Source organism: Massilia sp. NBRC 108631, from assembly GCF_059704565.1.
In genome coordinates, this window is the sequence record NZ_BAAKJE010000303.1 from 1 (window position 1) to 25,912 (window position 25,912).

General features: G+C 64.3%; 22 protein-coding genes and 1 tRNA gene. 5 read left to right on the forward strand and 18 right to left on the reverse strand.

What is annotated here, in order from left to right; translation table 11 throughout:
- Positions 1-234 precede the first annotated feature (234 nt).
- Positions 235-783 (forward strand): hypothetical protein, encoded by a 549-nt coding sequence (locus AC6H42_RS32510; RefSeq protein WP_497549892.1) that lies wholly within the window; start codon positions 235-237, stop codon positions 781-783.
- 188 nt (positions 784-971) lie between these two features.
- On the opposite strand, the gene AC6H42_RS32515 is transcribed toward AC6H42_RS32510, so the two are convergent.
- From AC6H42_RS32515 to AC6H42_RS32535, 5 genes are all read right to left on the reverse strand, one after another.
- A tRNA-Ser gene (locus tag AC6H42_RS32515) sits at positions 972-1,061 on the reverse strand.
- A 22-nt stretch (positions 1,062-1,083) separates the two neighbouring features.
- Positions 1,084-3,117 carry a putative bifunctional diguanylate cyclase/phosphodiesterase gene (locus AC6H42_RS32520; RefSeq protein ID WP_497549893.1) on the reverse strand — a complete coding sequence of 678 codons (2,034 nt, stop codon included), beginning with the start codon at positions 3,115-3,117 and terminating at the stop codon, positions 1,084-1,086.
- 2 nt (positions 3,118-3,119) lie between these two features.
- Complete coding sequence (locus AC6H42_RS32525; protein ID WP_307188281.1) at positions 3,120-4,223, reverse strand: EAL and HDOD domain-containing protein; 1,104 nt, start codon at positions 4,221-4,223, stop codon at positions 3,120-3,122.
- A gap of 296 nt (positions 4,224-4,519) precedes the next feature.
- Positions 4,520-5,155, reverse strand: a complete 636-nt coding sequence (locus AC6H42_RS32530; protein WP_057155823.1) for a response regulator transcription factor — start codon at positions 5,153-5,155, stop codon at positions 4,520-4,522.
- Between the two features lie 15 nt (positions 5,156-5,170).
- Positions 5,171-6,544, reverse strand: a complete 1,374-nt coding sequence (locus AC6H42_RS32535) for a cache domain-containing protein (RefSeq protein WP_497549894.1) — start codon at positions 6,542-6,544, stop codon at positions 5,171-5,173.
- 268 nt (positions 6,545-6,812) lie between these two features.
- Between AC6H42_RS32535 and AC6H42_RS32540 the strand changes: the two genes are divergently transcribed.
- Both AC6H42_RS32540 and AC6H42_RS32545 read left to right on the forward strand, forming a co-directional pair.
- Positions 6,813-8,873, forward strand: a complete 2,061-nt coding sequence (locus tag AC6H42_RS32540; protein ID WP_057155825.1) for a carbon starvation CstA family protein — start codon at positions 6,813-6,815, stop codon at positions 8,871-8,873.
- Positions 8,873-9,073: a YbdD/YjiX family protein gene (locus tag AC6H42_RS32545; protein WP_057155826.1), complete on the forward strand. Its 201-nt coding sequence runs from the start codon at positions 8,873-8,875 to the stop codon at positions 9,071-9,073. The genes AC6H42_RS32540 and AC6H42_RS32545 overlap by 1 nt, the downstream gene beginning before the upstream one ends.
- A 289-nt stretch (positions 9,074-9,362) precedes the next feature.
- On the opposite strand, the gene AC6H42_RS32550 is transcribed toward AC6H42_RS32545, so the two are convergent.
- From AC6H42_RS32550 to AC6H42_RS32580, 7 genes are all read right to left on the reverse strand, one after another.
- Positions 9,363-10,427: an AAA family ATPase gene (locus AC6H42_RS32550; RefSeq protein ID WP_057155827.1), complete on the reverse strand. Its 1,065-nt coding sequence runs from the start codon at positions 10,425-10,427 to the stop codon at positions 9,363-9,365.
- On the reverse strand, positions 10,424-11,791 hold the full coding sequence (locus AC6H42_RS32555) for an AMP-binding protein (protein WP_229418202.1): 1,368 nt from the start codon (positions 11,789-11,791) through the stop codon (positions 10,424-10,426). The genes AC6H42_RS32550 and AC6H42_RS32555 overlap by 4 nt, the downstream gene beginning before the upstream one ends.
- Before the next feature lie 7 nt (positions 11,792-11,798).
- Positions 11,799-12,386: a hypothetical protein gene (locus AC6H42_RS32560; protein WP_497549895.1), complete on the reverse strand. Its 588-nt coding sequence runs from the start codon at positions 12,384-12,386 to the stop codon at positions 11,799-11,801.
- Complete coding sequence (locus AC6H42_RS32565) at positions 12,383-14,188, reverse strand: VWA domain-containing protein (RefSeq protein WP_497549896.1); 1,806 nt, start codon at positions 14,186-14,188, stop codon at positions 12,383-12,385. Before AC6H42_RS32565 ends, AC6H42_RS32560 begins: the two co-directional genes overlap by 4 nt.
- A complete protein-coding gene (locus tag AC6H42_RS32570; protein WP_057155830.1) occupies positions 14,185-15,192 on the reverse strand; it encodes a hypothetical protein in 1,008 nt (335 codons plus the stop codon). Before AC6H42_RS32570 ends, AC6H42_RS32565 begins: the two co-directional genes overlap by 4 nt.
- A gap of 14 nt (positions 15,193-15,206) precedes the next feature.
- Entirely contained in the window at positions 15,207-16,787 is a 1,581-nt protein-coding gene (locus AC6H42_RS32575; RefSeq protein WP_497549897.1) for an AAA family ATPase, read from the reverse strand.
- A gap of 72 nt (positions 16,788-16,859) precedes the next feature.
- Positions 16,860-17,297, reverse strand: coding sequence for a DUF29 domain-containing protein (locus tag AC6H42_RS32580; RefSeq protein ID WP_057155832.1), 438 nt, complete (start codon positions 17,295-17,297; stop codon positions 16,860-16,862).
- 89 nt (positions 17,298-17,386) lie between these two features.
- Here AC6H42_RS32580 and AC6H42_RS32585 point away from each other — a divergent pair, with 89 nt between their 5' ends.
- Positions 17,387-18,019 (forward strand): hypothetical protein, encoded by a 633-nt coding sequence (locus AC6H42_RS32585; RefSeq protein WP_497549898.1) that lies wholly within the window; start codon positions 17,387-17,389, stop codon positions 18,017-18,019.
- Between the two features lie 255 nt (positions 18,020-18,274).
- On the opposite strand, the gene pnp is transcribed toward AC6H42_RS32585, so the two are convergent.
- The 3 genes from pnp to AC6H42_RS32600 form a co-directional block, all read right to left on the reverse strand.
- The gene (gene pnp, locus AC6H42_RS32590; protein ID WP_497549899.1) at positions 18,275-20,401 is read right to left on the reverse strand and encodes a polyribonucleotide nucleotidyltransferase; all 2,127 of its coding nucleotides are present in this window, start codon (positions 20,399-20,401) and stop codon (positions 18,275-18,277) included.
- 237 nt (positions 20,402-20,638) lie between these two features.
- Entirely contained in the window at positions 20,639-20,908 is a 270-nt protein-coding gene (rpsO, locus tag AC6H42_RS32595; RefSeq protein WP_056405183.1) for a 30S ribosomal protein S15, read from the reverse strand.
- 115 nt (positions 20,909-21,023) lie between these two features.
- Positions 21,024-21,755 carry an MOSC domain-containing protein gene (locus AC6H42_RS32600; RefSeq protein ID WP_497549900.1) on the reverse strand — a complete coding sequence of 244 codons (732 nt, stop codon included), beginning with the start codon at positions 21,753-21,755 and terminating at the stop codon, positions 21,024-21,026.
- Positions 21,756-21,886: 131 nt separating this feature from the next.
- On the opposite strand from AC6H42_RS32600, the gene bamE reads away from it, so the two are divergent.
- Positions 21,887-22,387, forward strand: a complete 501-nt coding sequence (gene bamE, locus AC6H42_RS32605) for an outer membrane protein assembly factor BamE domain-containing protein (protein WP_057155836.1) — start codon at positions 21,887-21,889, stop codon at positions 22,385-22,387.
- 37 nt (positions 22,388-22,424) lie between these two features.
- Here the strand turns inward: bamE and AC6H42_RS32610 are convergent, their stop codons facing one another.
- The 3 genes from AC6H42_RS32610 to AC6H42_RS32620 all read right to left on the reverse strand — a co-directional run bounded on the left by AC6H42_RS32610 (position 22,425) and on the right by AC6H42_RS32620 (position 25,757).
- Positions 22,425-23,972 carry a 2-isopropylmalate synthase gene (locus AC6H42_RS32610; protein WP_057155837.1) on the reverse strand — a complete coding sequence of 516 codons (1,548 nt, stop codon included), beginning with the start codon at positions 23,970-23,972 and terminating at the stop codon, positions 22,425-22,427.
- 53 nt (positions 23,973-24,025) lie between these two features.
- Positions 24,026-24,898: a CDP-diacylglycerol--serine O-phosphatidyltransferase gene (gene pssA, locus AC6H42_RS32615; protein WP_057155838.1), complete on the reverse strand. Its 873-nt coding sequence runs from the start codon at positions 24,896-24,898 to the stop codon at positions 24,026-24,028.
- A gap of 97 nt (positions 24,899-24,995) precedes the next feature.
- On the reverse strand, positions 24,996-25,757 hold the full coding sequence (locus AC6H42_RS32620) for an SIMPL domain-containing protein (RefSeq protein WP_057155839.1): 762 nt from the start codon (positions 25,755-25,757) through the stop codon (positions 24,996-24,998).
- Positions 25,758-25,912: the final 155 nt, after the last annotated feature.

Below are 25,912 nucleotides of genomic sequence, written 5' to 3' on the forward strand. Positions count from 1 at the left end.
TTGTGTCCATAATCGAATTTGTGGGCACAAATTTGTTGTGCCTTCGATTCGATCATCAGAGATGCTGCCGCTTGAAGTCTAGACGGCGGCGGCTGGACGCTTACTTCTTTTCCAGAGGAAATTATTCAGAAAACTATGTCTACCTGCTACTGCTGTAACAAACCCGGCAACACAACTGAACACGTCCCACCATGCTGCTTCTTTGTAGAGAAAGGGAGAGGGATATCCACACTGATGACCGTACCCTCGTGCGAGGAGCACAATACGAGGAAATCCAATTCAGATGAGTATTTGAGATTCGTTTTAGCCTCCACCTCAAGTAGTGTACATCAGGAGGTCGTTGACCGCGCTGTGCGGGGCGTCGTTCGACTAATGCAGAAAGGGAGCCACAGTCTCGACAAATATGGCGTTTCGAAACTGAACGCGCCATCTAATGCGTACGAAACGGATGGTACCGCTGTGGTGGATTGCCTCTCAGTTACGGAAACTATAGCCGCAATTGCGAGAGCCATTTACCACTACGATAGTGGCAAGTCGAAGAAACTGACCTCTGCAGTAACGACGTTTCCAATATTCCTTGGGCCTGATCCCAATATTTCGGTCGATTTCCGCCAAAAACTCTCTGAAATCGAGACATTCACAAGACAAGATTTGAATGAGTATCCCATTCTCGGCACCAACCAAGACGTTTTTGGGTATCAAGTAATAGAGGCCGAGGACTTGATCGTCGTGAATATGGTCTTCTATCGCGAGAAGTTGGCTTGCGTGATCTCCGCAAAGTAAATCGTCACTTACAGTGAACTCACCGGCCCTGATTTTTTGGCACGAACGCGTTGCGTTAGCTTATTTTCCGACATTTCTTGAGGCAAACACCCATCCTCAACCAAATCTAAATTTGATAGTCAATTTGATAGTTTACACCTTCATAAAGATGAAATTATCAACAAAATCAATAACTTACCTATAAGTACTGGCGGAAGCGGTGAGATTCGAACTCACGAACGGCTCACACCGTCGGCAGTTTTCAAGACTGCTGCCTTCAACCACTCGGCCACGCTTCCTGAGTGGCAGCATTATACAGAATTACCGCCCTTCCGCCAGCCAGTCCTCCCGCAGCGCTTTTTCGAACGCTTCCGCCGGCAGCGGCTTGGAGAATAAGTACCCTTGCACTTCATCACACCCGTTGTCCTTGAGGAAAGCGAGCTGCTCCACCGTTTCCACGCCTTCGGCGATCACTTTGTGGTTGAGCTGCTGGGCGATGCTGATGATGGTACTGGCAATCGCGCAGTCGCTGGCGTCGGTGGGAATGCCGGTGGTGAAGGAGCGGTCAATCTTCAGGGTGTCGATCGGGAAGCGCTTCAGGTACGACAGGCTGGAGTAGCCGGTGCCGAAGTCATCCAGCGACAGGGTCACGCCCAAGGCGGTAATCCGGTCCATGATGCCGATCACGCGGTCGATGTTGTGCATCAGCGTGCTTTCCGTAATTTCCAGCTCCAGCCACGACGGTTCCAGCCCGTAGCGCTCCAGGGTCTCTTTCACCCGCCCCGGCAGCGCGGAGGTAAATTCGCGGGCGGAGACGTTGACGGCCAGGCGGATCGGCGGCAAGCCGCCGTCCTTCCAGGTTTGCGCTTGCGCACACGCCGCTTCGAGCACCCATTCGCCCACTTGCACCACCAGTCCGGTGGCTTCGGCCAGCGGAATGAATTCGGCCGGCGGCACCAGGCCGCGCTCGGGGTGGCGCCAGCGCACCAGCGCTTCAGCACCGATGATCTTGCTGTCGGCGATGGAGAACTTGGGCTGGTAGTGCAGCTCGAGCTGGCCGTTGCCAAGCGCTTGCCGCAGACCGGATTCGATGCGCATGCGTTCTTGCATGCCCTGGTTCATGTCGCGGCTGTAGAAGGCCACGTGCTCGGCGTCCGAGTCGCCGCCCTGCTTGGCGCGGTACATGGCAATGTCGGCCAGCCGCAGCAGCGTTTCAGCGTCGGCGCCGTCCTGCGGGTAGACGCTGATGCCGATGCTGGCCCCTACCCTCAAATCGTGGCCGTCCACCATGAACGGTTCGTTGAGCGCGGCCAGCAGCTTGTGCGCCACGCGGCTCGCTTCGTAGTGCTGGCCGATGTCGAACAGGCCGACGGCGAACTCGTCGCCGCCCAGCCGCGCCACCAGGTCCTGGTCGCGCAGCACCACGCGGAAACGCGCGGCCACTTCCTTCAACAGCGCGTCGCCGATGCGCCGGCCCAGCGTGTCGTTGATCAGCTTGAACCGGTTCAGGTCGATGAACAGCACGCAGCCGTGCAGCTTGCTGCGCTGGGCCACCGTCAGCGCCTGGTCGACCAGCTTGGTCAGCAGGGTGCGGTTGGGCAGCCCGGTCAGCGCGTCGTAGTAGGCCAGGTGGTGGATGCGTTCTTCGGCCAGCTTGCGCTCGGTGATGTCGGTCAGGTAGGCGATCATGCCGGTCGGCCTGCCGTCCATGTCGTGCAGGGTGGACAACGACAGGCTGGCCCAGAACACTTCGCCGGACTTTTTCTTGCGCCGCACTTCCATCAGGCGCCCGCCGTGCTCAAGGAAGGGGTCGCTGAAGCCGACGTCTTCGTCATCGTACAGGAACAGGATGTTGCGCCCCACCGCTTCCACCGGGGTGTAGCCGAACAGCCGCTCGGCGCCCTTGTTCCAGCTGGTGATGAAGCCGTTCATATCCATCGTCAGCACGGACTCGTGGATCTGGTCCAGGATCTGTGCCTGGTGCTGCAACTGGGCTTCCACCTGCACGTAGGCGTGGGTACTGCGCTGGGCGATGGAGTGCACCTGCAGCACGCTGGCGGCCAGCGCGGCCAGGCTGGCCAGGTGCTGGCGCTCGGCGTCGCTGTAGTCGTCGCGCCCCGCCACTTCAAAGCGGCCGAAGTACTGGTTTTCAAAACGGACTTCCTGCACCATGCCGCCCTGCCATGCGGAGGCCCCGTCGGCGCCGGCGGGCAAGTAGCGCCCCTGCGGCGAGTGCACCACGTCGCGCGCGATGCGGCCCAGCTCCTCCGCCAGGGCCGCGCCGCGCAAGCGCAGTACCGCGTCGCACAGGGCTGCGCTGCTACCCAGGAAATCGGAGACCGGGTGGGCCAGCATGGCTAGAGGTTCCTGCTCACCTGGATCGCCCAGTGGCAGGCTTGCAGCAGGCTGCGCCAGTGCGTTTCGTGGTCGATGCCCAGGTCGTGCAAGGCGCTGGTGTCGGACATGTCCTGCTCCACCAGCTTGAGCATGTCGCCCATCGGGCCGGCGCGATCCAGCAGCGCCATCACCACGTCCAGGTCCAGGCTGAGCGCGCTGACGATTTCCGTCATCGGCATGTCGAGCAGCACGTCCAGCAGCGAGAACACGCCGGCCACGAAGGCCATGTCCTGCTGGTCGCGGTCGCCGCCGCGCGCCTTGCACAGCGCTTCCATGCGGGCCGCGCGCACGGCCGCCAGCGGCAGCAGCGCGTTGGCGCCGCCGTCGTCCTGCTGGCGCGCGTACAGCAGCAGTTGCAGCCAGCGCTGCAGCTGGCGCCGGCCCAGCACGTTGATGGCCTGGCCGAAGCTGTGGATCGGCGATTTGGCGGCGAACGCGGCCGAGTTCACCACCTTCAACAGGTGGTAGGCCAGCGCCGGGTCTTGCTTGAGCAGGATTTCCAGTTCGCGCGAGTCGGCGTCGCGCGCCAGCAGGCCGAGCAGCGCCAGCAGGCGCTTGCGCGAGGTGCCGTCGGCGGCGCTGCTTTCGCGCTGCGGGTGGCGCACGTAGTCGCCGCTGAACAGGGTAAAGCCGGCCGCGCGGCAGGCTGCCAGCCGGGCCGGGGTGTCGACATTCAGGGCCAGGTGCGGGCCGGCCATGGTGAGCATGGTCAGTTCACTGGGCAGCGTTGCGCGACAATCGAAGGCCAGACTGCGGATGGCGCATTTGCCGGCGTCGATGCCCGCTTCGCCGTCCACCATCAGGCGGTAGCCGGCCTCGGCCAGCTGCTTGCACTTGGCTTGCATGGCCGGCTCGGCGCAGGCCGCGGCGGGAACACGCAGGATGGTGCGCGCCGGCGCCAGGAAGGCCAGTTGGCTGAGGTCGTACTGCTGCAGGCCGGCGACGGTGACCAGGTAGTCGAGCGGCGCCAGCGCGGCGTCCATATCCGGATAGCCGAACACGGTTTGCAGCGTGGTCAGCTGGGTTTCGTCGGGGACGGCGGAAATTTGGAATGACAGGGCCACCCACTCGTTTTGAGCGTTGGACACCGCTGTGAGGCCCACCAAAGGAAACGGGCTTGCGTCAGACAAGGACATCAGTATCTCGGCGTGGGTAGTGCGTGCAATAGTATAACAAATATTGATTAAAAGCAACTCTTTGTGACCCAAATAACAACGGTTCGCATTTCGCGTTGCCTGGGAGCAGGAATATATCAGAAATTGCCGATTGGACAGGTTCTGTACGCTAGAGTGCGTGCTCTGATTGTGACATTGTTGCAGCCCGCCGACGCGTTATTGGCGGCTTCAGCGGTGGTTTGTGGCTATTTAGTCTGTAGTGACGGCGTACCGTTGGCAAATTGCACGGCATAGCGTATCAATTCGGCCTGCCCTTCTATTCCCAGTTTGCGCTTGATGTTGAGGCGGTGGGTTTCCACCGTGCGCACCGACAGGTCCAGGTCGCGCGCGATCTGCTTGTTGGACTGGCCGTTGGCGATATGCAGCAGCACCTGGTGCTCGCGCGAGGTGAGCTGGGCGTCCAGGTTCTGCGGCTTGGCCAGCTGGCGCGCCAGCGCGGCGCTGTAATAGATACCGCCGGACATCACCGTCTCGATGGCCACCACGATGTCCTTGCCGGGCGCGTCCTTGAGCACGTAGCCGCGCGCGCCGGCCTGGATGGCTTGCGATACGTACTCGAGCTTGTCGTGCATGGACAGGATCAGCACGGCGATATCGGGAAACTGCTGGCTGAACTGGGCAGTGGCCTCGATACCGTTGCCGCCGCGCATATTAATATCCATCAGCACCAGGTCCACGGTGCAGTGGCGCGCCTGCTCCAGCGCTTCCTGCGCGCCGCCGGCCTCGGCCACCACTTCGAATTGCGGCACGGCCTCCAGCCGGGCGCGCAGGCCGTCGCGCACCAGGGGGTGGTCGTCCACCAGCAAGATCTTGATTGTCATCGGATTAACTTTCGTTTAGCGCTCATTCGAAACGTGGGCCAGCAGCACCGTACCCGCTGGCGAGGACGAGATGGAGAATTGCCCACCGATGGCCTCCATGCGCTCCATCATATTGCGTAAGCCGATGCCCCGCTTGGGGTGGACGGCAATGCTGTCGGTGTCGAAGCCATGGCCGTCGTCGGCAATGCGCAGGGTGACGGCGCGCTGGGCGCCGGTCAGGCTGATCTCGATATGGCTGGCGCCGGCATGGCGCTCGATATTGGTCAGCGCTTCCTGGGCAATGCGGAACAGCACGGTGTTCGCCACTTCGGGCAGATCCTCGGTGCTGCCCTCGGCCGAAAACGTGATGGGCACCTCGCTGCTAAGGCGGAATTCTTCGGCCAGGTGGCTGAGCGCGGCAGCCAGGCCCAGGTCGTCCAGCAGCGCCGGGCGCAGGTTGTGGGAAATGCGGCGCACTTCGCCCAGCACGTTGTTGAGCTGTTCGGCGGCGTGCTCGAACACGCCCTGGGCGGCGGCGCACTGGTCCGGCCCGGCGGCCGGCTTGACGTTGCCGAGCCGGATGATGCCGGCCTCGATCTGCAGCTTGATCGACACCAGCCATTGCGAAATGCCGTCGTGCAGGTCGCGCGACAAGCGCGCCCGCTCCTCCTCCTGCGACTCCACCACCCGTTGCGCCAGCGCCTTGAGCTTGGCGTCCGCGACGCGCAACTCGCTGATGTTGAGCGCCACGCCGGCGCCCGCCACCACCAGCGCGGCCAGGATGGCGATGCCGGTAATCCACAGCATGGTGTTCTGGATGTTGGCGCGCTGCTGCGTGTCCACCTTTTCCAGCGCGCGGTCCACGTCGTCCAGGTAGATGCCGGTCCCCAGCATCCAGCCCCACTCCTTCAGCAGGATCACATAGCCCAGCTTGGGCGCCGGCTGGTGGCTGGAGGGCTTGACCCAGTAATAGCGCTCGTAGCCGCCGCCGGCCTGGGCCCGCTGCAGCAGCCGCTGGATGGTGGGCGTGCCGTTCTGGTCCTTCAGCTCCCACAGGTTCTGCCCCACCAGCTCGGGCTGGCGCGGGTGCATCAGCGAATTGCCCTTCAAGTCGTAGATGAAGAAATAGCCGTCGTCGCCGAAGCTGAGCGAGCCGAGGATGCGCTTGGCTTCGTCCATGCTGGCCTGATCCTTGGCGCCGGACTTGTACAGCCGCGAAATGGAATGCGTGGCCAGCGTCACGTAGTGCTCCAGCTCGGCTTCCTTGCTGGCCAGATAGGCCTGCTGGATGGTGTCGCGCTGCTGCTGGGCCAGCACGTTGGCCTGGTGGCGCACCGCCAGCGCAATGGCGCACAGCGCCAGGATCAGCGGCGTAATCGCCAGGAAAATGACTTTTTGGCGCAGCTTCATGTCTAAGGTTCCGAGCTCGGGTCCGATGGGGTGACGCGGATTGTACGTCGCCGGCACCGCCTGGCGCTCCGTAGTAGTACGTAGTCTATCTGCGTAGTGCTGCGCTTGTGGCAGATATTTGCTTCATGAATACTAGCCATAAGCCGAAAAGGTCTCGTAGGGCGGGTTAGGCGTAGCCATAACCCGCCATGCGTCTCGGCAGCTCATGGCGGGCGACGCAAGCGAACCCGCCCTACGAAAACTATAGCTATCTCTCGGAGGAAAAACCATGCAAGCACTGCTACGCAAGCTCGGCTGGGCGGCACTGTCGCTGGCCGGCGCAAGCGCCCTCGGCGTCATCGCGCTCAAGCGCGGCGAAGCCATCAGCGCCATCTGGATCGTCATCGCGGCCGTCTGCGTCTACCTGATCGCCTACCGCTTCTACAGCCTGTTCATCGCGAAGGAAGTGATGAGCCTGGACAAGAACCGCATGACCCCGGCCTACAAGCTGAACGACGGCCTGGACCACGTGCCCACCAATAAATACGTGCTGTTCGGCCACCACTTCGCCGCCATCGCCGGCGCCGGTCCGCTGGTCGGCCCGGTGCTGGCCGCGCAGATGGGCTACCTGCCCGGCATGCTGTGGATTCTGGCCGGCGTGGTGTTCGCCGGCGCGGTGCAGGACTTCATGATCCTGTTCATCTCCATGCGCCGCGACGGCAAATCGCTGGGCGACCTGATCAAGTCCGAGCTGGGCCCGATCCCGGGCAATATCGCGCTGCTGGGCACCTTCATGATCATGGTCATCATCCTGGCGGTGCTGGCGCTGATCGTGGTGAAAGCGCTGACCGGCTCGCCGTGGGGCAGCTTCACCGTCATGGCAACCATCCCGATCGCGCTGTTCATGGGCGTGTACTCGCGCTATATCCGTGTCGGCCGCATCGGCGAAGTGTCCATCATCGGCTTCGTGCTGCTGATGCTGGCCATCGTCGGCGGCCAGTACGTGCAGGAGAACCCGGCGCTGGCGCCCATGTTCAACTACAGCGGCACCGAACTGACCTGGATGCTGATCGGCTACGGCTTCATCGCCTCCGTGCTGCCCGTGTGGCTGCTGCTGGCCCCGCGCGACTACCTGTCCACCTTCCTCAAGATCGGCACCATCGTCGGCCTGGCGCTGGGCATCGTGATCGTCGCCCCTTACCTGCAGATGCCTGCGGTGACCAAGTTCATCGACGGCACCGGCCCGGTCTGGTCGGGCAACCTGTTCCCCTTCCTGTTCATCACCATTGCCTGCGGCGCCGTGTCCGGCTTCCACGCACTGATCTCGTCCGGCACCACGCCGAAGATGATCGAGAACGAATCGCACGCCCGCTTCATCGGCTACGGCGCCATGCTGATGGAATCGTTCGTCGCCATCATGGCGCTGGTGGCCGCGTCCACCATCGATCCGGGCATCTACTTCGCCATGAACGCGCCGGCCGCGTTGCTGGGCACCACGCCTGAAGCGGCTGCCGCCGTCATCTCAGGCTGGGGCTTCCACATTACTCCGGAAGTCCTGGTACAGACCGCCAAGGACGTGGGCGAGCACTCCATCATCTCGCGCGCCGGCGGCGCGCCGACGCTGGCCGTGGGCATGGCCCACATCCTGTCGAACGTCATCGGCGGCAAGGCCATGATGGCCTTCTGGTACCACTTCGCCATCCTGTTCGAAGCGCTGTTCATCCTGACCGCCGTGGACGCGGGCACCCGCGCCGGCCGCTACATGCTGCAAGACTTGCTGGGCGCCTTCCACCCTGCGCTGAAGGATTCCAAGAACGTGTTCGCCGGCCTGCTGGCCACCGCGCTGTGCGTGGCGGGCTGGGGCTACTTCCTGTACCAGGGCGTGGTCGATCCGCTGGGCGGCATCAACACCCTGTGGCCGCTGTTCGGTATCGCCAACCAGATGCTGGCCGGTATCGCGCTGATCCTGGCAACCTGCGTGCTGTTCAAGATGAAGCGCGCGCGCTTCGCCTGGGTCACCATGGTGCCAACCGTGTGGCTGCTGCTGTGCACCCTGACCGCCGGCTTCCAGAAGATCTTCGACGCCAATCCGAAGATCGGCTTCCTGGCCCACGCCGCCAAGTACTCGGCCGCAATCGCCGAAGAAAAAGTGCTGGCCCCGGCCAAGTCGATGGCGCAGATGCACCAGATCGTCTTCAATGACTACCTGGACGCGTCGCTGGCCGGTTTCTTCATGGTGGTGGTATTGAGCGTGCTGGTGTTCGGTGTGCGCACCGCGATGATCGCGCGCGCCAACGCCAAGCCGACCGTGAAGGAAAGCCCGTTCCAATCCATGCCTGCGGTGCAGTAATGTTTCAGGAACTGGTACAGGCCGGCCGCTATCTCGGGCAAAGCATGCGCCTGATGGTGGGCCTGCCCGAATACGACACCTACGTGGCGCATCATGAAAAGACCCATCCGGATCAGCCCATGATGAGCTACGAGGAGTTCTTCCGCGAGCGCCAGGAAGCGCGCTACGGCGGCGCCGGCAAACGCGGCGGCTGCTGTTAGGCTTCCTTCCCCCTAAAAGCCCCTTGCTCCCCAAGGGGCTTTTTTATGGTTCTTCACGGATATACGGGAACCAGGCATTGCTCTCGGGGCTTACCTGCCGACGGTGCACGGCAGCCCCGAACCGGCCGGGCCGACAGCCCGCCGCGCAGCGCGCCGGCGGCAAAGGAAGGAGAGAAGAGCAAGCACGACTCCGGGACGGGCTAGCCGCCGCAAGCGCCTCGCGGCGAAACACCTTCTCGAAAATCCGCGATGGCCCTTTGTTCGTCTTAACAGGCGCGCAGACAAATCCTTAGCAGCGGAGGCACTGCAGCACGGTTGCGATGCGCCGCTGCAGCGGGCCTTCCAGCAGCACATGGGAAATCTCGCGCCGCGCCAGTTCGGCGAGGTACCAGCTGTGCTGGCGCTGGCGGAATTCCGCCTCGCGCCGCGTGCCGTCCTGCACGAAGTCAAAATCCGGTGCGCACAGGAACACGTGGTCGTAGCGGCGTTGCGCCATCCTCTCCAGCGCAGGTTCGGCCCGGCCAAACATCTCGCCTGAATAGAACAAGGTGGTGAGCGCGGACGTGTCGCAGAACAGATAGCGGCGCGCCTGCAGGCGCTGGCTGTCTTCCCGCCGCTGCTGCGTTTCCGCGATGCGCGCCATGTCTGCGTAGGCAAGCCGCCCGCCCTGCTCCATCCACAGCTCGCGCCCATACTCGGCGGCCCAGACGGTCTCCATGCGCGCCGCCATGGCTGCGGCCATGGTGGTCTTGCCGCTCGATTCCCCGCCGAGGAAGCACACAGTCTGCACGAAGCTGCTATAGACCTCGGGCGACAGGAAGGCGCGGTGCGCGTGAGGGTCGCTGCGCACCAGCGTGCCGGACGCCGGCACCGCCTTGCGCGCCTGGTCGACGCACACGTGCTGCACTGCCGCCAGTGCGCAGCCCTGCGCCACGGCAAACGCGCGAACGCCCGCGTCCCTCTTCGCTTCCGCGCACGCGCGCCGCGCGAAATACCGCGTCAGCTCGGCTGCGAAGCCGTCGCCGTAGTCTTCACTGGTAAATACCGCATCGACAGTGGTGCCCAGCACGTCCACGCAGAGCCGGCCGACGAATTCGCGCTGCGCCAGCGCGTCCGCGTCGTTGTGCGGCAGCGCGTGCCGCTCGCCGTCCAGCACCAGCACCCGCGCCTGAGGAAAACGCGCGCGCAGCCACTGTTCGCGCTTCCATGGCTCACAGCCTTGCAGTTCGGGCAGCGAGTAACTGATGATGATGGTCTCGCCGCACGCCTCCATCGCGCGCCGTATCAGCAGCTCGTGCCCGAGATGCAAAGGGCTGAACTTGCCGACCACCAGACCGGTCCTGAAAGCTTTCATGCGTGCGCGCCTTCCAGGTCGGATGAGTACTGGAGTGTCTTGTCGTCCGCTGCCAGTACTTCCAGCGTGACCTGGCCTGCGCCGAACAGCGTCTCCAGCGCGGAGCGCGCCTCGTCGCCCAGCGGGGTGACGGCCTGCTTCATGCGCAGCACCACCTTAGCGTCCGCGTGCTGGTGCACGCTGAAGTGCGGGATGGGCAGGTTCTGCAAGGCGTGCGTGACGTCGATGTTGTTGATCCACTTGCCGGAAGCAAAATAGCGCACCGGGGAGCGCCCGGACAGGCCCACGAGCACCGGCGCGCCAGAGGCGGCGTCGAACGACAGCGACGCAAAATCGCCGGTCCGGTAGCGCAGCAGCGGCAGGCAGAAGTTGAAGCCGCCCGTGACGGTGATTTCGCCGCGTTCGCCGTAGGGCACCGGCTGGCCGCCGCGGTCCAGGATCTCCACGTAGAGCTGCGGTTGCAGCAGCACGTGGCCGCCCGCGCGCGCGTCATGCACCGCCACCGGGCCCACTTCGTTCAGCGAGTAGATGTCCAGCACGGGACAGCCGAAGCGCTGCTCCAGCCGGGCGCGCAAGGCCGGCAGCAGCAGCATCGACACCGACAGCAGGGCGCGCGGTTTCATGGTCAGCGGGATGTTGAGCAGTTCCGTGAACGAGATCGGATCACCCGCGATCACCTCAGGCGCCAGTGCGTCCAGATAGACCGCCCGATCTTCCGGCGTGCGCCACTCGTCCGGATACAGGTTGATCTTGGCCAGACCGGATTCGCCCATTGTCGGCGTTACCGACACGTAGGTGAAGCAACGCTTCTGATGCCCCAGCAGCACCACGCCCACCTGCCCGCTGCCATGCGTCAGCTCGACGCCGAAACGCCGCAGCGCGCGCTTGTGGAAGGCCAGGTAGCGCGCCGCCACCACGGGGTGCGATGCAATCACCAGCGGATGGCCGGTGGTGCCGGTGGTACGGAAGTTGATCATGCGCTTCACGTCGGCCGTATCGGGAACGAAGGCAGCAATGTCGGCAGCGAAGTCGGCGCGGCAGACTGTCGGCAGCGCGTTGAAGTCCCTGGGCGGGGAACCAAGCTGGCGGTAGTGCGGCACGCTCTCGAAAGCGGCGCGCACAAAATCGTCCATCCACGTGGGCCGGCCCTGGCCGGACCAACCCACGGTGGCTTGTGCCACATCCTGCTCGAATGCACGCACCTGCTCCACCTCGTGCGCCAGCAGCTTGTTGCCGCTCTCGTTGCGAAACACCGGAGCCGACGGGTGCTCGCGCAGGAAATTGAGCATGGCGCGGCCAGCAGCGGTGAGCGTGGGGAAGCGTTCGGCGTCTTCGTCCATGCGTTCGTCGTTCAATGCTGTCACGCGTGCCTCACTCGCGCGACCATTTGTCGGCGGATTCTTCGGCCGCCTTGCGCGCCAGCGCGGCGCGGATTTCGGCCGCACGCTCCTCGGCCGCACGGCTCGCTTCGAGCAGGCGGCGGCGCTCCACGCCGCTGATGCCGGACAAGCGGTCTGTCGCCTGCGCCACCGTCTCGCCGGCGGGCCGGTAGTCCAGCCGCGCCAATACCACGCGCGCCAGTTCTTCGCGCCGGTCCGGATCGGTCACGAATTTATGGGCCGGCGTGGCCTCCGCCAATTCCTGCATGGCGGTTTGCAGCAGCGCCAACACCTTGGCCTGAGGCATGCCGGCGGCCACGAACCAATCGTCGGCCAGCAGCCAGGCAGCGATCATCGCCAGCGCCAGCCGGTTGCGGTCGCGCCGCGCGTCGGTGCTGGTGAAGCGCTCCAGCGCGGCAAAGGGCGCGCGCTGGCCGTGCAGCGCCAGCACGTCATTCACCAGCGCGGCGACATGCACGGTGCCCACCGTGCCGATGCGCGGCTCGGCCAGGAACTCCGCGGGCGTTTCGGCCAGCCGGTGCGTCAAGGTTTCAATAGGTGGGCCGGCGTGTTCCATCATGCTTTCGTTCTGCGTGGCGCGTTCTTTGTTGCGCTCTTTGGCCCGTAGTGGCGGCGGCTGAAGGCGCGGGCGAATTCTACCAAGTCTTCGAATTGCTCGATGGCGTGAATTTCCCAGCCTTGCGCATCCCTGGCGCGCCGCAGGGCGTCGTATGCTTTGCGGTTCCAGCGCGAGACATCCTCGCCGTCCCAGTCGCGGGCGATGTTGAGCGCCATGGTGCCGCCGGCGTCGCCCGCCGCCAGCGCTCGCGCGGAAACATCCCAGCCGCTGTTGCCCTGCTCATCCCGGTCGAACATGGTGGTGATGCCGTCGTCCGAGATCATCAGGATATGCGTGCGGCGCTGGCGCGGCTTCTTGAATGTCTCCCGCAACTGATGAATCGGAAAACAGGTGGCGCCGCCGTAGAAGCCGGTGAGGATACCGAGCACCGCGCGGTCGTCGCGCACGAATCCATCGGTGGCCATGGCTTCGCCCTTGCCGCTCCACAGCGTCGCCTGCACGCTGGAACCTGCGCGCAGCGCGGACAGCGCGATGATGGCGCCTGCCAGCGTGAGGTAGGAAGTCCGGACGCGGGGATCCGGCATGGAGCCGGAGCTGTCCACATAGAGGTCCAGATCGATCAGGGCCGGTTTTTCCGGCCGCGCGGCCTCGACACCGTAGCTGCGCTGCACCGTGGTGAGGCCGGGGATAACGCGCGGGCTCTGAATCACGCTTTGCAGCCAGTCCACGTTGTCCAGCGGGTCGCCGGTCTGCCACGGCTCCAGCCCCTCCATCTGCAGCTCGGCCGACGCGGGCGCGGGGACTTTGGGGAAGGAAATCAGGTGCGGCAAGGCGCGTTCGCGGTAGTAGCGCACGGCGATGTCTTCCTGGCTCAGCTTCAGGCCTGCGGCTTTGAGGATTTCGCCGTATTCGTAGGGCTCGCGGGTCTGCCCGGCTTCACTGGCAGCCGGGATGTCGGCCGGCGGCTGGTCCGGTGCATCGTCCAGGCCGGAGATGCGCGCATCATGCACGGGATGGACGGCGTCCTCCACCTCGCCCGGTTCGATTTGCTGGCCGCCGGCGGGCTCGCAGCCTTCGGCTGCGTCGCGGGTGTCGAACATGCGGCGGAATTCCTGCTCGTCCTCTATGCTCTCGACCAGGTAGGGCAACAGCAGCGTGGCGAACTTTCCGGCGCCGTCCATCCAGTCCTTGGCGTAGACGCGGATCAGGCGCGCACCCAGCCAGGCGTCGGTGTCCATGGCGCTGGTGCACTCCTCGCCGCCCAGGTCGCCCTTCTGCAACTGCCACAGGTTCTCATAAATGCGTACGTACAGCGACCAGACCTTGCTGCGCGCGGCGGGAGCGCGCCCTTGTTCCAGGCGCCGGTAGATGTGGTCGATGCGCAGGTGCGCTTGCCGTTGCAGGCGGTCGTTGATGTACAGGTCCGTGTACAGGTTGGCCACCATGGCGGCGTGCCGCTCCAGCGTGGGCAAGGCCCGGCGGATGCGGGCCAGCAGGCGGAACTGATCTGTGGCGCTGCCGGGCGCCAGCACGTGGTGGCCGATCTCGTGGGCGAGTATTTCCACGGCGTAGTCATCCAGGCCGAGCTCCTGCACGCTTTGCATGTCCACCACCACGCTCTGGTCGAGCAGGCGGATCATGGCGAAGCTGCCTCCCAGCCCTTCCCTTGCCGCTTCCACCGTACTGGCGCACAGGCGCGCGTCGCGCAGGCGGGTGAACTTGCTCCACGCTTCCAGCGCCTGCGGCCAGGCGGCGCGCCACTGGGCGAGAAGCTCTGCGGTCGGCGTGCCGGTGGCGCTCATGGCAGCGGCAGCACGCGGATGGCGTGGCTGTAGGGAGAGGTGATGGCCACAGTGTGCTCGTTGCAGACGATGCGCAGCGCGTCGGCCGGCAAGTCCACGGTGAACTCGCGGCCGTTGATGGCGATGCGTTGGCCAGACTGGCTAACCTTGGCGCGCACGGCCGGCGGCTGCGGCTGCTCGTATTCATCTTGCGTGGCCGCGTGCAGCACGGCGCCGCAGGCATCGGCCACCAGCAGTGCGTAGCGCTCGCCGCTGCGGACCCAGAAGCCGTCGGCGGCGGGTCGCACTTCGGGCGGCTCGGGGAAGGCGCCGCCAAAGCCGGTAAAGCTGCCGATGTCCGCTCCGTCCTTGGCGCGCTCGCGGGCGGCATGGTCGGGTGTCCACCACGGGTCGCGCAGCGCCGTCTCGCGCAGCGCGGGCCAGGCGCTTGCCGGCATGCCGCCAGCGCCGGCGGGCACGCCGAACGCGGCCAACGCCAGCGGTTCGGGCAGGCTGCCGGCGGCGGCGATGGCGCCTTGGCGGAAGTGCGCCATGCCGGCGCGCCAGGCGCATACCTGGCCGGCGGCGCTCAGCTGCTGCAGATCCGCGATCTGCGGCGCGAGTTCGGCCATCAGCGCCAGCCACTGGGCAGGCCGCGCATGGCCGGACTTCTCAAGGTGCAGCGCAGCGTTGCTCAGCATGCCGAGCACCTGCGCCGGCTGAGCGCACAGCAGCGCCGCGTAGCGCGGCGCCAGCTCGCACCACACCTGCACAGCGATGCCGCCGCCCTGCCCGTGCGCCACCAGCTCCAGCGCCACGTCGAAGGCCGCCATGGCGACAGCAGGCAAGCGGTCAGAGGCGCCCGCCGCCGCCGCGGCGCGGAAGGCCTGGTCGGCGGGGCCTTGCACGAAGGCGCCGAAGGCTGCCGTGTCGAAGGCGGGATAGCGGCGGCGCGCCTCGGCCACACGCCGGTTGAACTCGGGGCGGCCGGATGCAAGCAGGCTGGCGAACTGCGGCGACATCATGCTGGTGCCATCCCCTATTGCGACCGCAGCCACACCAGGTAGTTGGTGTAGCGCTGGTGCAGGTACTTCAGTTTGAGCAGGTCGTCATACAGATGGCCGTACAACTTGCGCCCCCTGGTCTGCTCGGCCACCTGCCGCTCGATCTTGCTCAGGCGCGACAGCACTTCGCGCTCGCTCAGGCCGTCCAGTCCCTCCGCGAACTTCGCGGCGAAATCGCCGACCGGATCGTTGCGGTCCAGGTCCAGGCGGTCATAGTCGGCGTTGGAGGCGTCCAGCAGGCGGCGCAGCCAGCTCAATCTGTCGGTGCGGTAGGCGGCGTTTTCCGGCAGGCCGAAGAACGGCGCATCCAGGTCCGGTTGCAGCTTGTCGTGCAGGACGAAAGGCAGCACCTGCCGCACATCGTCCAGCTCCACCTCCGCATTGCCCCGGAAGTAGGCCAGTGCCTTGGCGTAGATCAGCAATGTCATCAGGTTGCGCACCGAGATGCCATTGAGGGTCTGGCAGCCCAGGTCCTTCAGGCGGTCGCGCCCATTGTCGGCGGCGGTGATCTGGCTCCAGTCGAAGCCCGACAGGCGCGCTGTGTCCTTGGTCATGTACTCGAACTGGCCGCCCGCCGTCTCCAGCAGCTCAAACTGGCTGGTGAAAAATTCCAGGCGGCGCCGCACCGGCTCCGGCACCAGCACCGCGCGGATCTCCTCGCCGATGCGGTCCACCTGTTCCGGCGTAAAGATGATCTCGGCCGGCACCAGTTCCTCCGGCTTCAGGTTCTCCTCGATGCGCACCAGCAGTTCGCCGAGGAAGCGCGGATTGAAGGACAGCGCCTGCACGATCACATCGATGCGGTCGCGCAGCGCTTCGATCACCTCGTAGGTGCCGCCGCCCTGGTCGTCGTTCGCGGTGAGGTACCACGCCGATTCCGGGCACTCGTAGATATGGTTCAGCACTTCCGCGTAATTGTCTCCCATGAGGGTGAGCAGCGCACTTTGCGTGCGCGTGGGGATGCGGTTGTATTCGTCGATGATCTTGACCCGCATGCCCAGCCAGCTGCGCCACGCGATGCGGATGTCGTCCATGCTCTGCGCGTTCACCAGGTCGGCCGGCAGCGGGTTGCCCAGCAGGTCGGCGATGGTCATCTGCGGATGCCCGTGCTGCATGGCGCGCTTGACTTCTTTCACCGACGCGCCCGAGAGCACGCCCATCAGGATGGCGCTGGCGGTCTTGCCGCGTCCCGGGCCGCCCACGAACAGGCATTTGCGGCGGGTGGCGAAGGTGAGCAGCGGCAGCAGCACGAAGCTGGAGTAGCTTTGCGCCGACGGCAGGTTCAGGGTGCGCTTGCTGTCGCCCACGGAGTAGGATTGCGCGGGACCGCTGTTGTACTCGATGTCGTAATGCGGGCTGATGATGGCGTTGTTGACGATCCAGAAGTAAGCCTGGCGCAGCTTCTCGTCCAGCGGCTGGGCGACGGCGCCCTCTTGCGTGCCCAATTTGACCGGCCCGTCATACAGGTCCGCGACGTCGAACTGGCGCGGCTTGGGCGCCGCCTTGGGGTTGGTCGGCGCCTTCGAGACGCGCTGGAACAGATTGAACGGGGACATGGGCGCAGGCCGTTGAGAAATAGGCAATGCGCAAAGTATAGCCGAGGCCGCCAACGGCAGCGCGTACGGTAGTTACTCAGGGAAAAACTCCGGCGTGCGGATCTGCTCAAAGGTCCAGGCCTTCGCTGCCTGCAGGATGGCATCATCCAGATTCGCTTCATGTACTGTTTTATCGACTGCATCCTCCCACGCATCCGCCCGCCAGGCGGCGTCGTCCATCACATGCTTGAGGCTCGGCGCCCGCGCGAGCAGGCGCTCGATGCGGCTGCGCTGGTGGCGTGTGGTATTGCGCCAGCTTGAACAGCGGCGATCCGGCTGATAGCGCCATCTCAGCAGGTGGCTGATCAAAATAATGTAGCGGTGCGCCAGCTCGTGGCGCTCGCGCAAATTCAGCTCGGCGATTTCCTCGGCAATGTGCTCCACATCGAGCAGATCCCACTGCCGGTCGCGCAGCAGCGCAGCCTGCTCCTGCGCCCATGCTGCAATGTCCTGGTCGTACAGCGTTCCCATGGCGGCCCCCTTAGTGATTTGACCGTCGAGGACGCCAAACGTTCCCCCGAAAATGTAAGATGATCAGGTTTATCTAAGGGATACCAAGAATGAGACACTTCTGGATCGGTAGCTTGCTGGCGCTGGCCGCAGCACAGGCGGTGGCGGACTGTCCCGGCAAGGACGACGTGTGGGCGGACCAGTGTTTCGAACCGGCCGGCGATGGCGAGCGGCTCAAGAAGGCTTACTTGAAGAAGGTGAAGTTCGACAAATCGGGCCATGCGGTCCTGACGCGCGAGCCGATGGAGCTGGCCGCGATCGACCGCCTGGGCGTCATCAAAGTGCCGGGCATCTACTTCGCCGGCGACTTCGACTACCAGGACGCGGAAGCGGGCATCGGCCGTTTCGGCGTGCAACGCTGCGGCTACTTCAACGTCAAGACCTACCAGATCGTGATTCCCGCCACCTACGACCAGTGCCAGCCATTCCACGCCGGCCAGGCCGTGGTCTGCAACGACTGCATCCGCTACTGCACCCAGCCGGAATGCCAGGACAGCGTACTGGCCGGCGAACGCATCCTGGCGCTGGACGCGAACAACCGCGAACTGCGCCCCGCATGGCGCCGCACCGTGGAAGACATTTGCAAGCAGCAGGGCGTGCTGGAAGAAAGCCGGATCAACCGCAGCAGCCTCTACGTGCGCTGCAAGCCAGACCCCGCCGACCCGTTCCGCAAACTGCAATAGCGCGGCTCACTCACCGTCGGGGAAGAAGTCCTGCGACCGGACTTGTCCGGATGTCCCAGGCCAGGCATCGGGTGCTTGCCTTCACGCAGCAGAGCCGCCTGCTCCCCGGCCCAGCGCAACACACCCTCGTCGTATAGCGTGCCCATGGCGTCCCTCCTGATACTGAAACAGGCGAACGCGGCACAAGTTCCAGCCGGGCGAAAAAAAAACCGCCAGGCTTGCGCACTGGCGGTTCCGGATGAAGCTAGAGCTCGATTACTGCGCTGCGGCTGGCGCTGCGCCTTCTTCGGCGGCGGCTTTCATTGACAGCTTCAGGCGGCCGCGGTCGTCGGTTTCCAGAACCTTGACGCGCACTTGCTGGCCTTCTTTCAGGTAGTCGGCAACGGCGTTGACGCGCTCGTTGGCGATCTGCGAGATGTGCAGCAGGCCGTCCTTGCCCGGCATAACCTGGACGATGGCGCCGAAGTCCAGCAGCTTGAGCACGGTGCCGTCGTAGGTCTTGCCCACTTCGACCGATGCGGTCAGCTCTTCGATGCGGCGCTTGGCTTCCTGGCCGGCGGCAGCGTCGACGGAAGCGATGGTGACCACGCCTTCATCGCTGATGTCGATCTGGGTGCCGGTTTCTTCAGTCAGCGCGCGGATCACGGCGCCGCCCTTGCCGATCACGTCACGGATCTTCTCCGGGTTGATCTTGATGGTGATCAGGCGCGGTGCGAAGTCGGACAGCTCGGTCTTCACGTGCGGCATGGCTTTTTGCATTTCGCCCAGGATGTGCTCACGGCCTTCCTTGGCTTGCGCCAGCGCCACTTGCATGATTTCCTTGGTGATGCCCTGGATCTTGATGTCCATCTGCAGCGCGGTAATGCCATTGGCGGTACCGGCTACCTTGAAGTCCATGTCGCCCAGGTGGTCTTCGTCGCCCAGGATGTCGGACAGCACGGCGAAACGGCCGCCTTCCTTGATCAGGCCCATGGCGATACCGGCCACGTGCGCTTTCATCGGCACGCCGGCGTCCATCAGTGCCAGGCAGCCGCCGCACACGGAAGCCATCGACGAGGAACCGTTCGATTCGGTGATTTCCGATACCAGGCGCACCGAGTAGCTGAACTCGTCGGCTGCCGGCAGCGCGGCGATCAGCGCGCGCTTGGCCAGGCGGCCGTGGCCCACTTCGCGGCGCTTCGGCGTACCGACGCGGCCGGTTTCGCCGGTGGCGAACGGAGGCATGTTGTAGTGCAGCATGAAGTCGTCGGTGTACTCGCCCATCAGCGCGTCGATCTTCTGCGAATCGCGGGCGGTGCCCAGCGTCGCGACCACCAGTGCCTGGGTTTCGCCGCGGGTGAACAGGGCCGAACCGTGGGTGCGCGGCAGTACCGAGGTGCGGATCGCGATCGGACGCACGGTGCGGGTGTCGCGGCCGTCGATGCGTGGCTCGCCTTCCAGGATCTGCGAACGCACAACCTTGGCTTCCATGTCGAACAGGATGTTGCCAACTTCCACGCCGTCCGGCGCGTCGGCGCCGTTGGCCGCTGCGTCGGCGGCCAGGTCGGCCACCACTTCGGCGGACATGGCGCGCAGCTTGTCGGTGCGGGCTTGCTTGTCTTTGGTCTGATAGGCTGCGCGAATCTTCGATTCGGCGAACTGCGCCACTTTGGCGATCAGCGCTTCGTTCTTCGGCGCCGGCGACCACTGCACTTCAGGCTTGCCGCCGTCGCGCACCAGGTCGTGGATCGCGTCGATGACTGCTTTCATTTCGGTGTGGCCAAAGACCACGGCGCCCAGCATGATTTCTTCGGACAGCTGCTGCGCTTCCGATTCCACCATCAGCACGGCGGTTTCGGTACCGGCCACAACCAGGTCCATCTGCGAGGTCTTCAGCTGGGTGGTGGTCGGGTTCAGGATGTACTGGCCATTGGCGTAACCCACGCGGGCGGCGCCGATCGGGCCGTTGAACGGTACGCCGGCTACGCACAGGGCAGCGGAGGCGCCGATCATCGAAGCGATGTCAGGATCGATTTCAGGATTGACCGACAGCACGTGAATGATCACTTGCACTTCGTTCATGTAGCCTTCCGGGAACAGAGGGCGGATAGGACGGTCGATCAGGCGGGAAGTCAGGGTTTCTTTTTCGGAAGGACGGCCTTCGCGCTTGAAGAAGCCGCCCGGGATTTTACCGGCTGCGTAAGTCTTTTCAAGGTAGTCAACGGTCAGCGGGAAGAAGTCCTGGCCAGGCTTGGCTTCCTTGCGCGCCACGACGGTTGCCAGCACGACGGTGTCTTCGATCGACACCATCACCGCGCCGGATGCCTGGCGAGCGATCTCGCCGGTTTCCAGGGTTACGGTGTGTTGGCCGTACTGGAAGGTTTTCGTAACTTTGTTAAACATGGGTAATCCCTTTCTATTTGCCGACAGATTTTCAGGAGCTGTCGTTCACCTCACCACAGACGACGGCCGGGGCCGCCGCCTTTACTGCTTATTTTCTGCTTGTTTTCTGCTTGTTTGCCACTTACTGCGTTGCTACAGGTATTGCCGGATTGCCCTATTTTCCCGGCTCAGAATGACAAAATGCCCGCGGCAGAGAACTGACGCAGGCATTTCGGCTCAAGCCGGGACGTACAAAGATTACTTACGCAGGCCCAGTTTAGCGATCAGGTCGCGGTAACGGGTTGCATCTTTGTTCTTCAGGTAGGACAGCAGCGATTTACGACGGTTAACCATCATGATCAGGCCACGACGGCTGTGGTGATCCTTGCTGTGGGCTTTGAAGTGACCGTTCAGTTCGTTGATGCGTGCGGTCAGCAGCGCAACTTGAACTTCTGGGGAGCCGGTGTCGTTCTGGCCACGTGCGTTGTCCGCGATGATCGCGGCTTTGTTGATGTTTTCTACGGTCATGATATTACCTTTCACATGCGGTATGCGGAGTCTGAACCCTGCGCACCGTGATTACGATTTAAGAAGCTGATCCAAAGACCAGACCCGCGAGTATAACGGATTTGGACGGCGGTGGCTAGAAAGTATTGGGCGTGTCCAGCCTGCGGCTCCAGTCTTCCACTCCGCCGCGCTCCAGGCGCAGGCGGAAATTGGCGCGCCAGTTCTCGGCCAGCGGCGCCAGCGCGGCAGCGGCCTGCCATTCGGCACACCAGGCCGCAGCGCCGGGCCGGCCAGCCGCGGCGCCCTCGCCGGCCGGACGCGGCAGCAGGAACAAAGCCGCGATCAGCCGCGCCAGCGGCCAGTCCGGCAGTGGTCGCTCTTGCAATTCCAGCAAGTCTGCCGGGGCGATCCAGCCTGGGCGCAGCACGCGGTAGTACCAGCCGGTCAACCCCGAATCCTGCACCGCGCGCGCGGCATCCGGCTGGCCGAAGCGCAAGTTCAGCTTCCAGCAAGGCTGGCGCCCCTGCGACACCTGCACCAGCGCCGTGCCGACGCGGTACACGTCGCCGACATGGACGTCCCGCTCCGTCATGCCCAGCGTGGCGATATTTTCGCCGAATGCGCCCGGCCCCTGCAGCGGCGCGGCGGCGCCGAAGCGGCCGCGCCAGTGCGGATAATGTTCCAGCGCATAGTGATGCAGCGCCTTCTCCGGGCCGCCGTGGTACTGGCGGTCGCCCTGCTCGTCGCCGCGCAGGCCGTCCGCCGCCAGCCATAATGGGCCGCCGGCAGGCAGCTTGGCAATGCCGGTGGACACGCCCTGCCCCAGCGCTACCGCCTTGCCCGTCAATAACGCTGTGATTGCATGCATGGCGCCTCCCGTCGTCCAGCCACGATTATACGGTGCAAACCCAATTTATGCAGGAGTCCTACCGATACCAGGGAGGCGACGCGCCGCGCGCCGGCGGCTTACAATCCTCATAACACAACTCGGTGAATGACATGACCATCAAACGACTAGCCGCGGCATTTCTGCTGCCGGTGCTGCTGGCCGCGTGCGCCGGCCTGGGCGGCCCGCCGCCTGCCATCGGCGAGCGCATGGATGCGGTCCAGGCCAAGCTGGGCCGGCCCACCGCCGTCTATCCGGTGGGCGGGGACACGGTACTGGAATACACCACCCAGCCCTTCGGGCAATACGCCTGGATGGCCCGCTTCGGGCCGGACGGCGGGCTGAAATCGTACGAACAGGTGCTGACGGACGAAAAATTCGCCACCTTGAAAGTCGGCCTCGCCACGCGCGACGAGGTGCTGCGCACCATCGGCCATCCGGCCGAGACGAGCTATTTGTCGCTGCGCGACCTCACGGTCTGGTCCTACCGCTACAAGCAGTCCGGCGTATGGAATTCCTTGATGCACGTGCACTTCGACCAGGCCGGCATCGTGCGCGAAATGATGGCCGGGCCCGACCCGGCCTACGAAGAAAAGCCGCGCTTCTTCCGCTAGCCCTAGTGTGTCTTGCCCCCGAGGTCAGCCCCCGGCCTTACTCGGTTTGCGGGTTCACGCGCTCGATCTTGGAATGCAGCTTGTTCAGGCCGGACAGGTAAGCCTTGGCCGAGGCCACCACGATGTCCGGGTCCGAGCCGACGCCGTTGACGATGCGCCCGGCATTTGACAGCCGCATCGTCACCTCGCCCTGCGACTGGGTGCCGGTGCTGATGGCGTTGATGGAGAACAGCACCAGCTCGGCGCCCGATTTGGCCTGGCTCTCGATCGCGTTGACCATGGCGTCCACCGGCCCGTCGCCCTGCCCTTCGCAGCTGCGCTCCTTGCCGTCCATGGAGAACACCACCTTGGCGTGCGGCGTCTCGCCGGTTTCGGAGCGCTGCGCCAGCGACACGAAACGGTAGTACTCGTTTTCCTGCGCCACTTCCTCGTCCGCCACCAGCGCCATGATGTCTTCGTCGAAGATCTCGGACTTGCGGTCTGCCAGTTCCTTGAAGCGGCCGAAGGCGGCGTTGACCTCGGCTTCCGACTCCATCTCGATGCCCAGCTCCTGCAGCCGCTGCTTGAAGGCGTTGCGGCCGGACAGCTTGCCCAGCACAATCTTGTTGGCGGTCCAGCCTACGTCCTCGGCGCGCATGATCTCATAGGTTTCGCGCGCCTTCAGGATGCCATCCTGGTGAATGCCGGAGGCGTGCGCGAAAGCGTTGGCGCCCACCACGGCCTTGTTAGGCTGCACCGCGAAGCCGGTGATCTGCGACACCATCTTGGAGGCGGCAACGATCTGCGTGGTGTCGATGCCCACCGTCAGGTTGTAATACGCCTGCCGCGTGCGCAGCGCCATCACCACCTCTTCCAGCGCGGTGTTGCCGGCCCGTTCGCCCAGGCCGTTGATGGTGCATTCGATCTGGCGCGCGCCGCCTATCATCACGCCGGCCAGCGAGTTGGCCACGGCCAGGCCCAGGTCATTGTGACAGTGCACCGACCACACGGCCTTGTCGGAATTGGGAATGCGCTCGCGCAGGCGCTTGATGGTGGCGCCGAACATTTCCGGCACCGCGTAGCCTACCGTGTCCGGGAAGTTGATGGTGGTGGCGCCCTCGGCGATCACGCCCTCCAGCACGCGGCACAGGAAGTCCTCTTCCGAGCGGCTGCCGTCTTCCGGGCTGAATTCAATGTCGTCGGTGTGGTTGCGGGCGAAGCGCACGGCCAGTTTGGCCTGCTCCAGCACCTGCTCGGGCTCCATCCGCAGCTTCATCTGCATGTGCAGCGGCGAGGTGGCGATGAAGGTGTGGATGCGCTTGCGTTCGGCGGGCGCCAGCGCCTCGGCGGCCCGGGCGATGTCGCGGTCGTTGGCGCGCGACAGTGAACAGACGGTCGATTCGCGCACATGGGAGGCGATGGCCTTGATGGATTCGAAATCGCCCTGCGAGGCGGCGGCGAAGCCGGCTTCGATCACGTCCACCTTCAGCCGCTCAAGCTGCTTGGCGATGCGCAACTTCTCTTCACGCGTCATGGACGCGCCGGGCGATTGCTCGCCGTCGCGCAGGGTGGTGTCGAAAATGATGAGGCGGTTGCTAAGGCTCATAACGAATTCTCCTTATGGCTGGGATGGAACCGCCTGCATCACATCTGCGCTTGCTAGCGGCGTTCGCTTTCGTCGACCGGCTCTTCGTCGGTCTGGATGATGCTCACCGGCTTGCCCTTGGCCAGGCGCCAGAACGACACCAGGTAGCCGGACAGGCCGTATGCAATAAACAGCGGGAACAATACCTTGGGCGGATCGATCGACACCAGCGCGAAGAACAGCGCAATCAGGAACACCGCGATAAACGGCACCGACTTGCGGAAATTGACGTCCTTGAAGCTGTAGAACGGCACGTTGGTCACCATGGTCAGGCCCGCGAACAGAGCGATGGCGAACGAGGTCCAGGCCAGCTGCAGGCCCGGCATCTCCAGATCCACCATCAGCAGCACGAAGCCGCCGACAATGGCCGCCGCCGCAGGGCTGGGCAAGCCCTGGAAGAAGCGCTTGTCCACCACTTCGATATTGGTGTTGAAACGGGCCAGGCGCAGCGCGGCGCCGGCGCAGTAAACGAAGGCGGCGATCCAGCCCAGCTTGCCCATGCCGCGCAGCGACCATTCATAGATCACCAGCGCCGGCGCGGCGCCGAAAGACACCATGTCCGACAGGGAGTCGTACTGGGCGCCGAATTCGCTTTGCGTATTGGTCAGGCGCGCGATGCGGCCATCCAGGCCGTCGAGCACCATGGCGATGAAGATAGCCCAGGCGGCGTGCTCGAAACGCTGGTTCATGGCCATGACGATGGCGTAGAAACCGCAGAACAGCGCTCCCGTCGTGAAGGCGTTGGGCAGCAGGTAGATGCCGCGCGAACGCGGACGGTCGCCGCCGCCCTCGCCCCGGGCCTTGCGCGCGAACCGTGCAAAACGCGAGTTCTTGGGCTTGGCCGGTGCTACGCCATTCTTAGGTCTGCGACGGGGGAAATTTGCCATTGGGTTCCATTTCTAGTGCTGCGGGTGAGTACATTGTTCCACCCTATTATATAAGGGACACCGCAGCAAAAGAAATGAACTGACAACGACGCTCTGCTTACTTGAACTTGACTTTGCCGACAACACGCATCTCCAGCGTGGTCTCGCCGGGTTCGAAACTCGGCTCGGACACTTCCGCGCTGTCCATGGCTTTGCCGCGCATCATCATCATGGGCGCTTGCGCGGCCATCGCTTCGCGGGCGTAGGCGCCGGAGCCTTCGAAGTCCACCGTGTCCAGCGTGGCGTCGCTGACCTTGCGGCCCATGGCGTTGGCGATCGCGGCGATGCGCTCGTTCAGGTTCTGGTAGGTGGCGGCGATGCGCTGCTCGTCCAGCTTCCTGGTGGCGGCCGGCGACAGGCCGAAGTTCAGGTTGTTCAGGGTCAGCACCTTCTGCGCGGCGGCCACGGTTTTCGGCAGCTTGTCGAGATTGGTGGTGGTCACTTGCAGGTACTGGCCCACGCGCCAGGCGGTCGGCACACGCGGTTTGGGCGCGGCGCCCGGCGCGACCGGGCGGTCTTCCGGGTACACCGGATAGGTGTAGTAACCCTGGGTTTTCAGGCTGGCCTGCGGATCTTCCTTCTTCACGATATCCAGGCCCTGCTTCATCTTCTGGTTCACGCGCGAGGCGGCGGCGGCCTTGTCCTTGTCCTGCTCTTCGATGGCCAGCGTGGCGACGGCCTGGTCGTTATTGGCGCGCACTTCGCCCTGGGCGGGAACGATGACCAGGGTGCCGCTGGTCGGGGTTTGCTGAGCCTGCGCTTGTGCGTGGGCGCCCAGTATCAGCATGGCGGCGGCGAGGATGGTCTTCTTGGCGGTCATTGTGTTGCTCCTTGGTTAAATCGTGGAGCAACTTTACCCGAAAATAGCGATGCTCCAAGCACAACTAAGTGAGCGTTTGTAACAGTGCGGAATTTTTTCAGCGTGATAATATGAACAACACCCTGCATCACCCCTCAATGCGGTCAACCGGAGAA

Coding starts and splice junctions, on each gene's coding strand:
- AC6H42_RS32510 (WP_497549892.1), top strand. CDS start 235: ATGACCGTACCCTCGTGCGAGGAGCACAATACGAGGAAATCCAATTCA.
- AC6H42_RS32520 (WP_497549893.1), bottom strand. CDS start 3,117: ATGCTGGCCCACCCGGTCTCCGATTTCCTGGGTAGCAGCGCAGCCCTG.
- AC6H42_RS32530 (WP_057155823.1), bottom strand. CDS start 5,155: ATGACAATCAAGATCTTGCTGGTGGACGACCACCCCCTGGTGCGCGAC.
- AC6H42_RS32535 (WP_497549894.1), bottom strand. CDS start 6,544: ATGAAGCTGCGCCAAAAAGTCATTTTCCTGGCGATTACGCCGCTGATC.
- AC6H42_RS32540 (WP_057155825.1), top strand. CDS start 6,813: ATGCAAGCACTGCTACGCAAGCTCGGCTGGGCGGCACTGTCGCTGGCC.
- AC6H42_RS32545 (WP_057155826.1), top strand. CDS start 8,873: ATGTTTCAGGAACTGGTACAGGCCGGCCGCTATCTCGGGCAAAGCATG.
- AC6H42_RS32550 (WP_057155827.1), bottom strand. CDS start 10,427: ATGAAAGCTTTCAGGACCGGTCTGGTGGTCGGCAAGTTCAGCCCTTTG.
- AC6H42_RS32560 (WP_497549895.1), bottom strand. CDS start 12,386: ATGATGGAACACGCCGGCCCACCTATTGAAACCTTGACGCACCGGCTG.
- AC6H42_RS32565 (WP_497549896.1), bottom strand. CDS start 14,188: ATGAGCGCCACCGGCACGCCGACCGCAGAGCTTCTCGCCCAGTGGCGC.
- AC6H42_RS32570 (WP_057155830.1), bottom strand. CDS start 15,192: ATGATGTCGCCGCAGTTCGCCAGCCTGCTTGCATCCGGCCGCCCCGAG.
- AC6H42_RS32575 (WP_497549897.1), bottom strand. CDS start 16,787: ATGTCCCCGTTCAATCTGTTCCAGCGCGTCTCGAAGGCGCCGACCAAC.
- AC6H42_RS32580 (WP_057155832.1), bottom strand. CDS start 17,297: ATGGGAACGCTGTACGACCAGGACATTGCAGCATGGGCGCAGGAGCAG.
- AC6H42_RS32585 (WP_497549898.1), top strand. CDS start 17,387: ATGAGACACTTCTGGATCGGTAGCTTGCTGGCGCTGGCCGCAGCACAG.
- pnp (WP_497549899.1), bottom strand. CDS start 20,401: ATGTTTAACAAAGTTACGAAAACCTTCCAGTACGGCCAACACACCGTA.
- rpsO (WP_056405183.1), bottom strand. CDS start 20,908: ATGACCGTAGAAAACATCAACAAAGCCGCGATCATCGCGGACAACGCA.
- AC6H42_RS32600 (WP_497549900.1), bottom strand. CDS start 21,755: ATGCATGCAATCACAGCGTTATTGACGGGCAAGGCGGTAGCGCTGGGG.
- bamE (WP_057155836.1), top strand. CDS start 21,887: ATGACCATCAAACGACTAGCCGCGGCATTTCTGCTGCCGGTGCTGCTG.
- AC6H42_RS32610 (WP_057155837.1), bottom strand. CDS start 23,972: ATGAGCCTTAGCAACCGCCTCATCATTTTCGACACCACCCTGCGCGAC.
- pssA (WP_057155838.1), bottom strand. CDS start 24,898: ATGGCAAATTTCCCCCGTCGCAGACCTAAGAATGGCGTAGCACCGGCC.
- AC6H42_RS32620 (WP_057155839.1), bottom strand. CDS start 25,757: ATGACCGCCAAGAAGACCATCCTCGCCGCCGCCATGCTGATACTGGGC.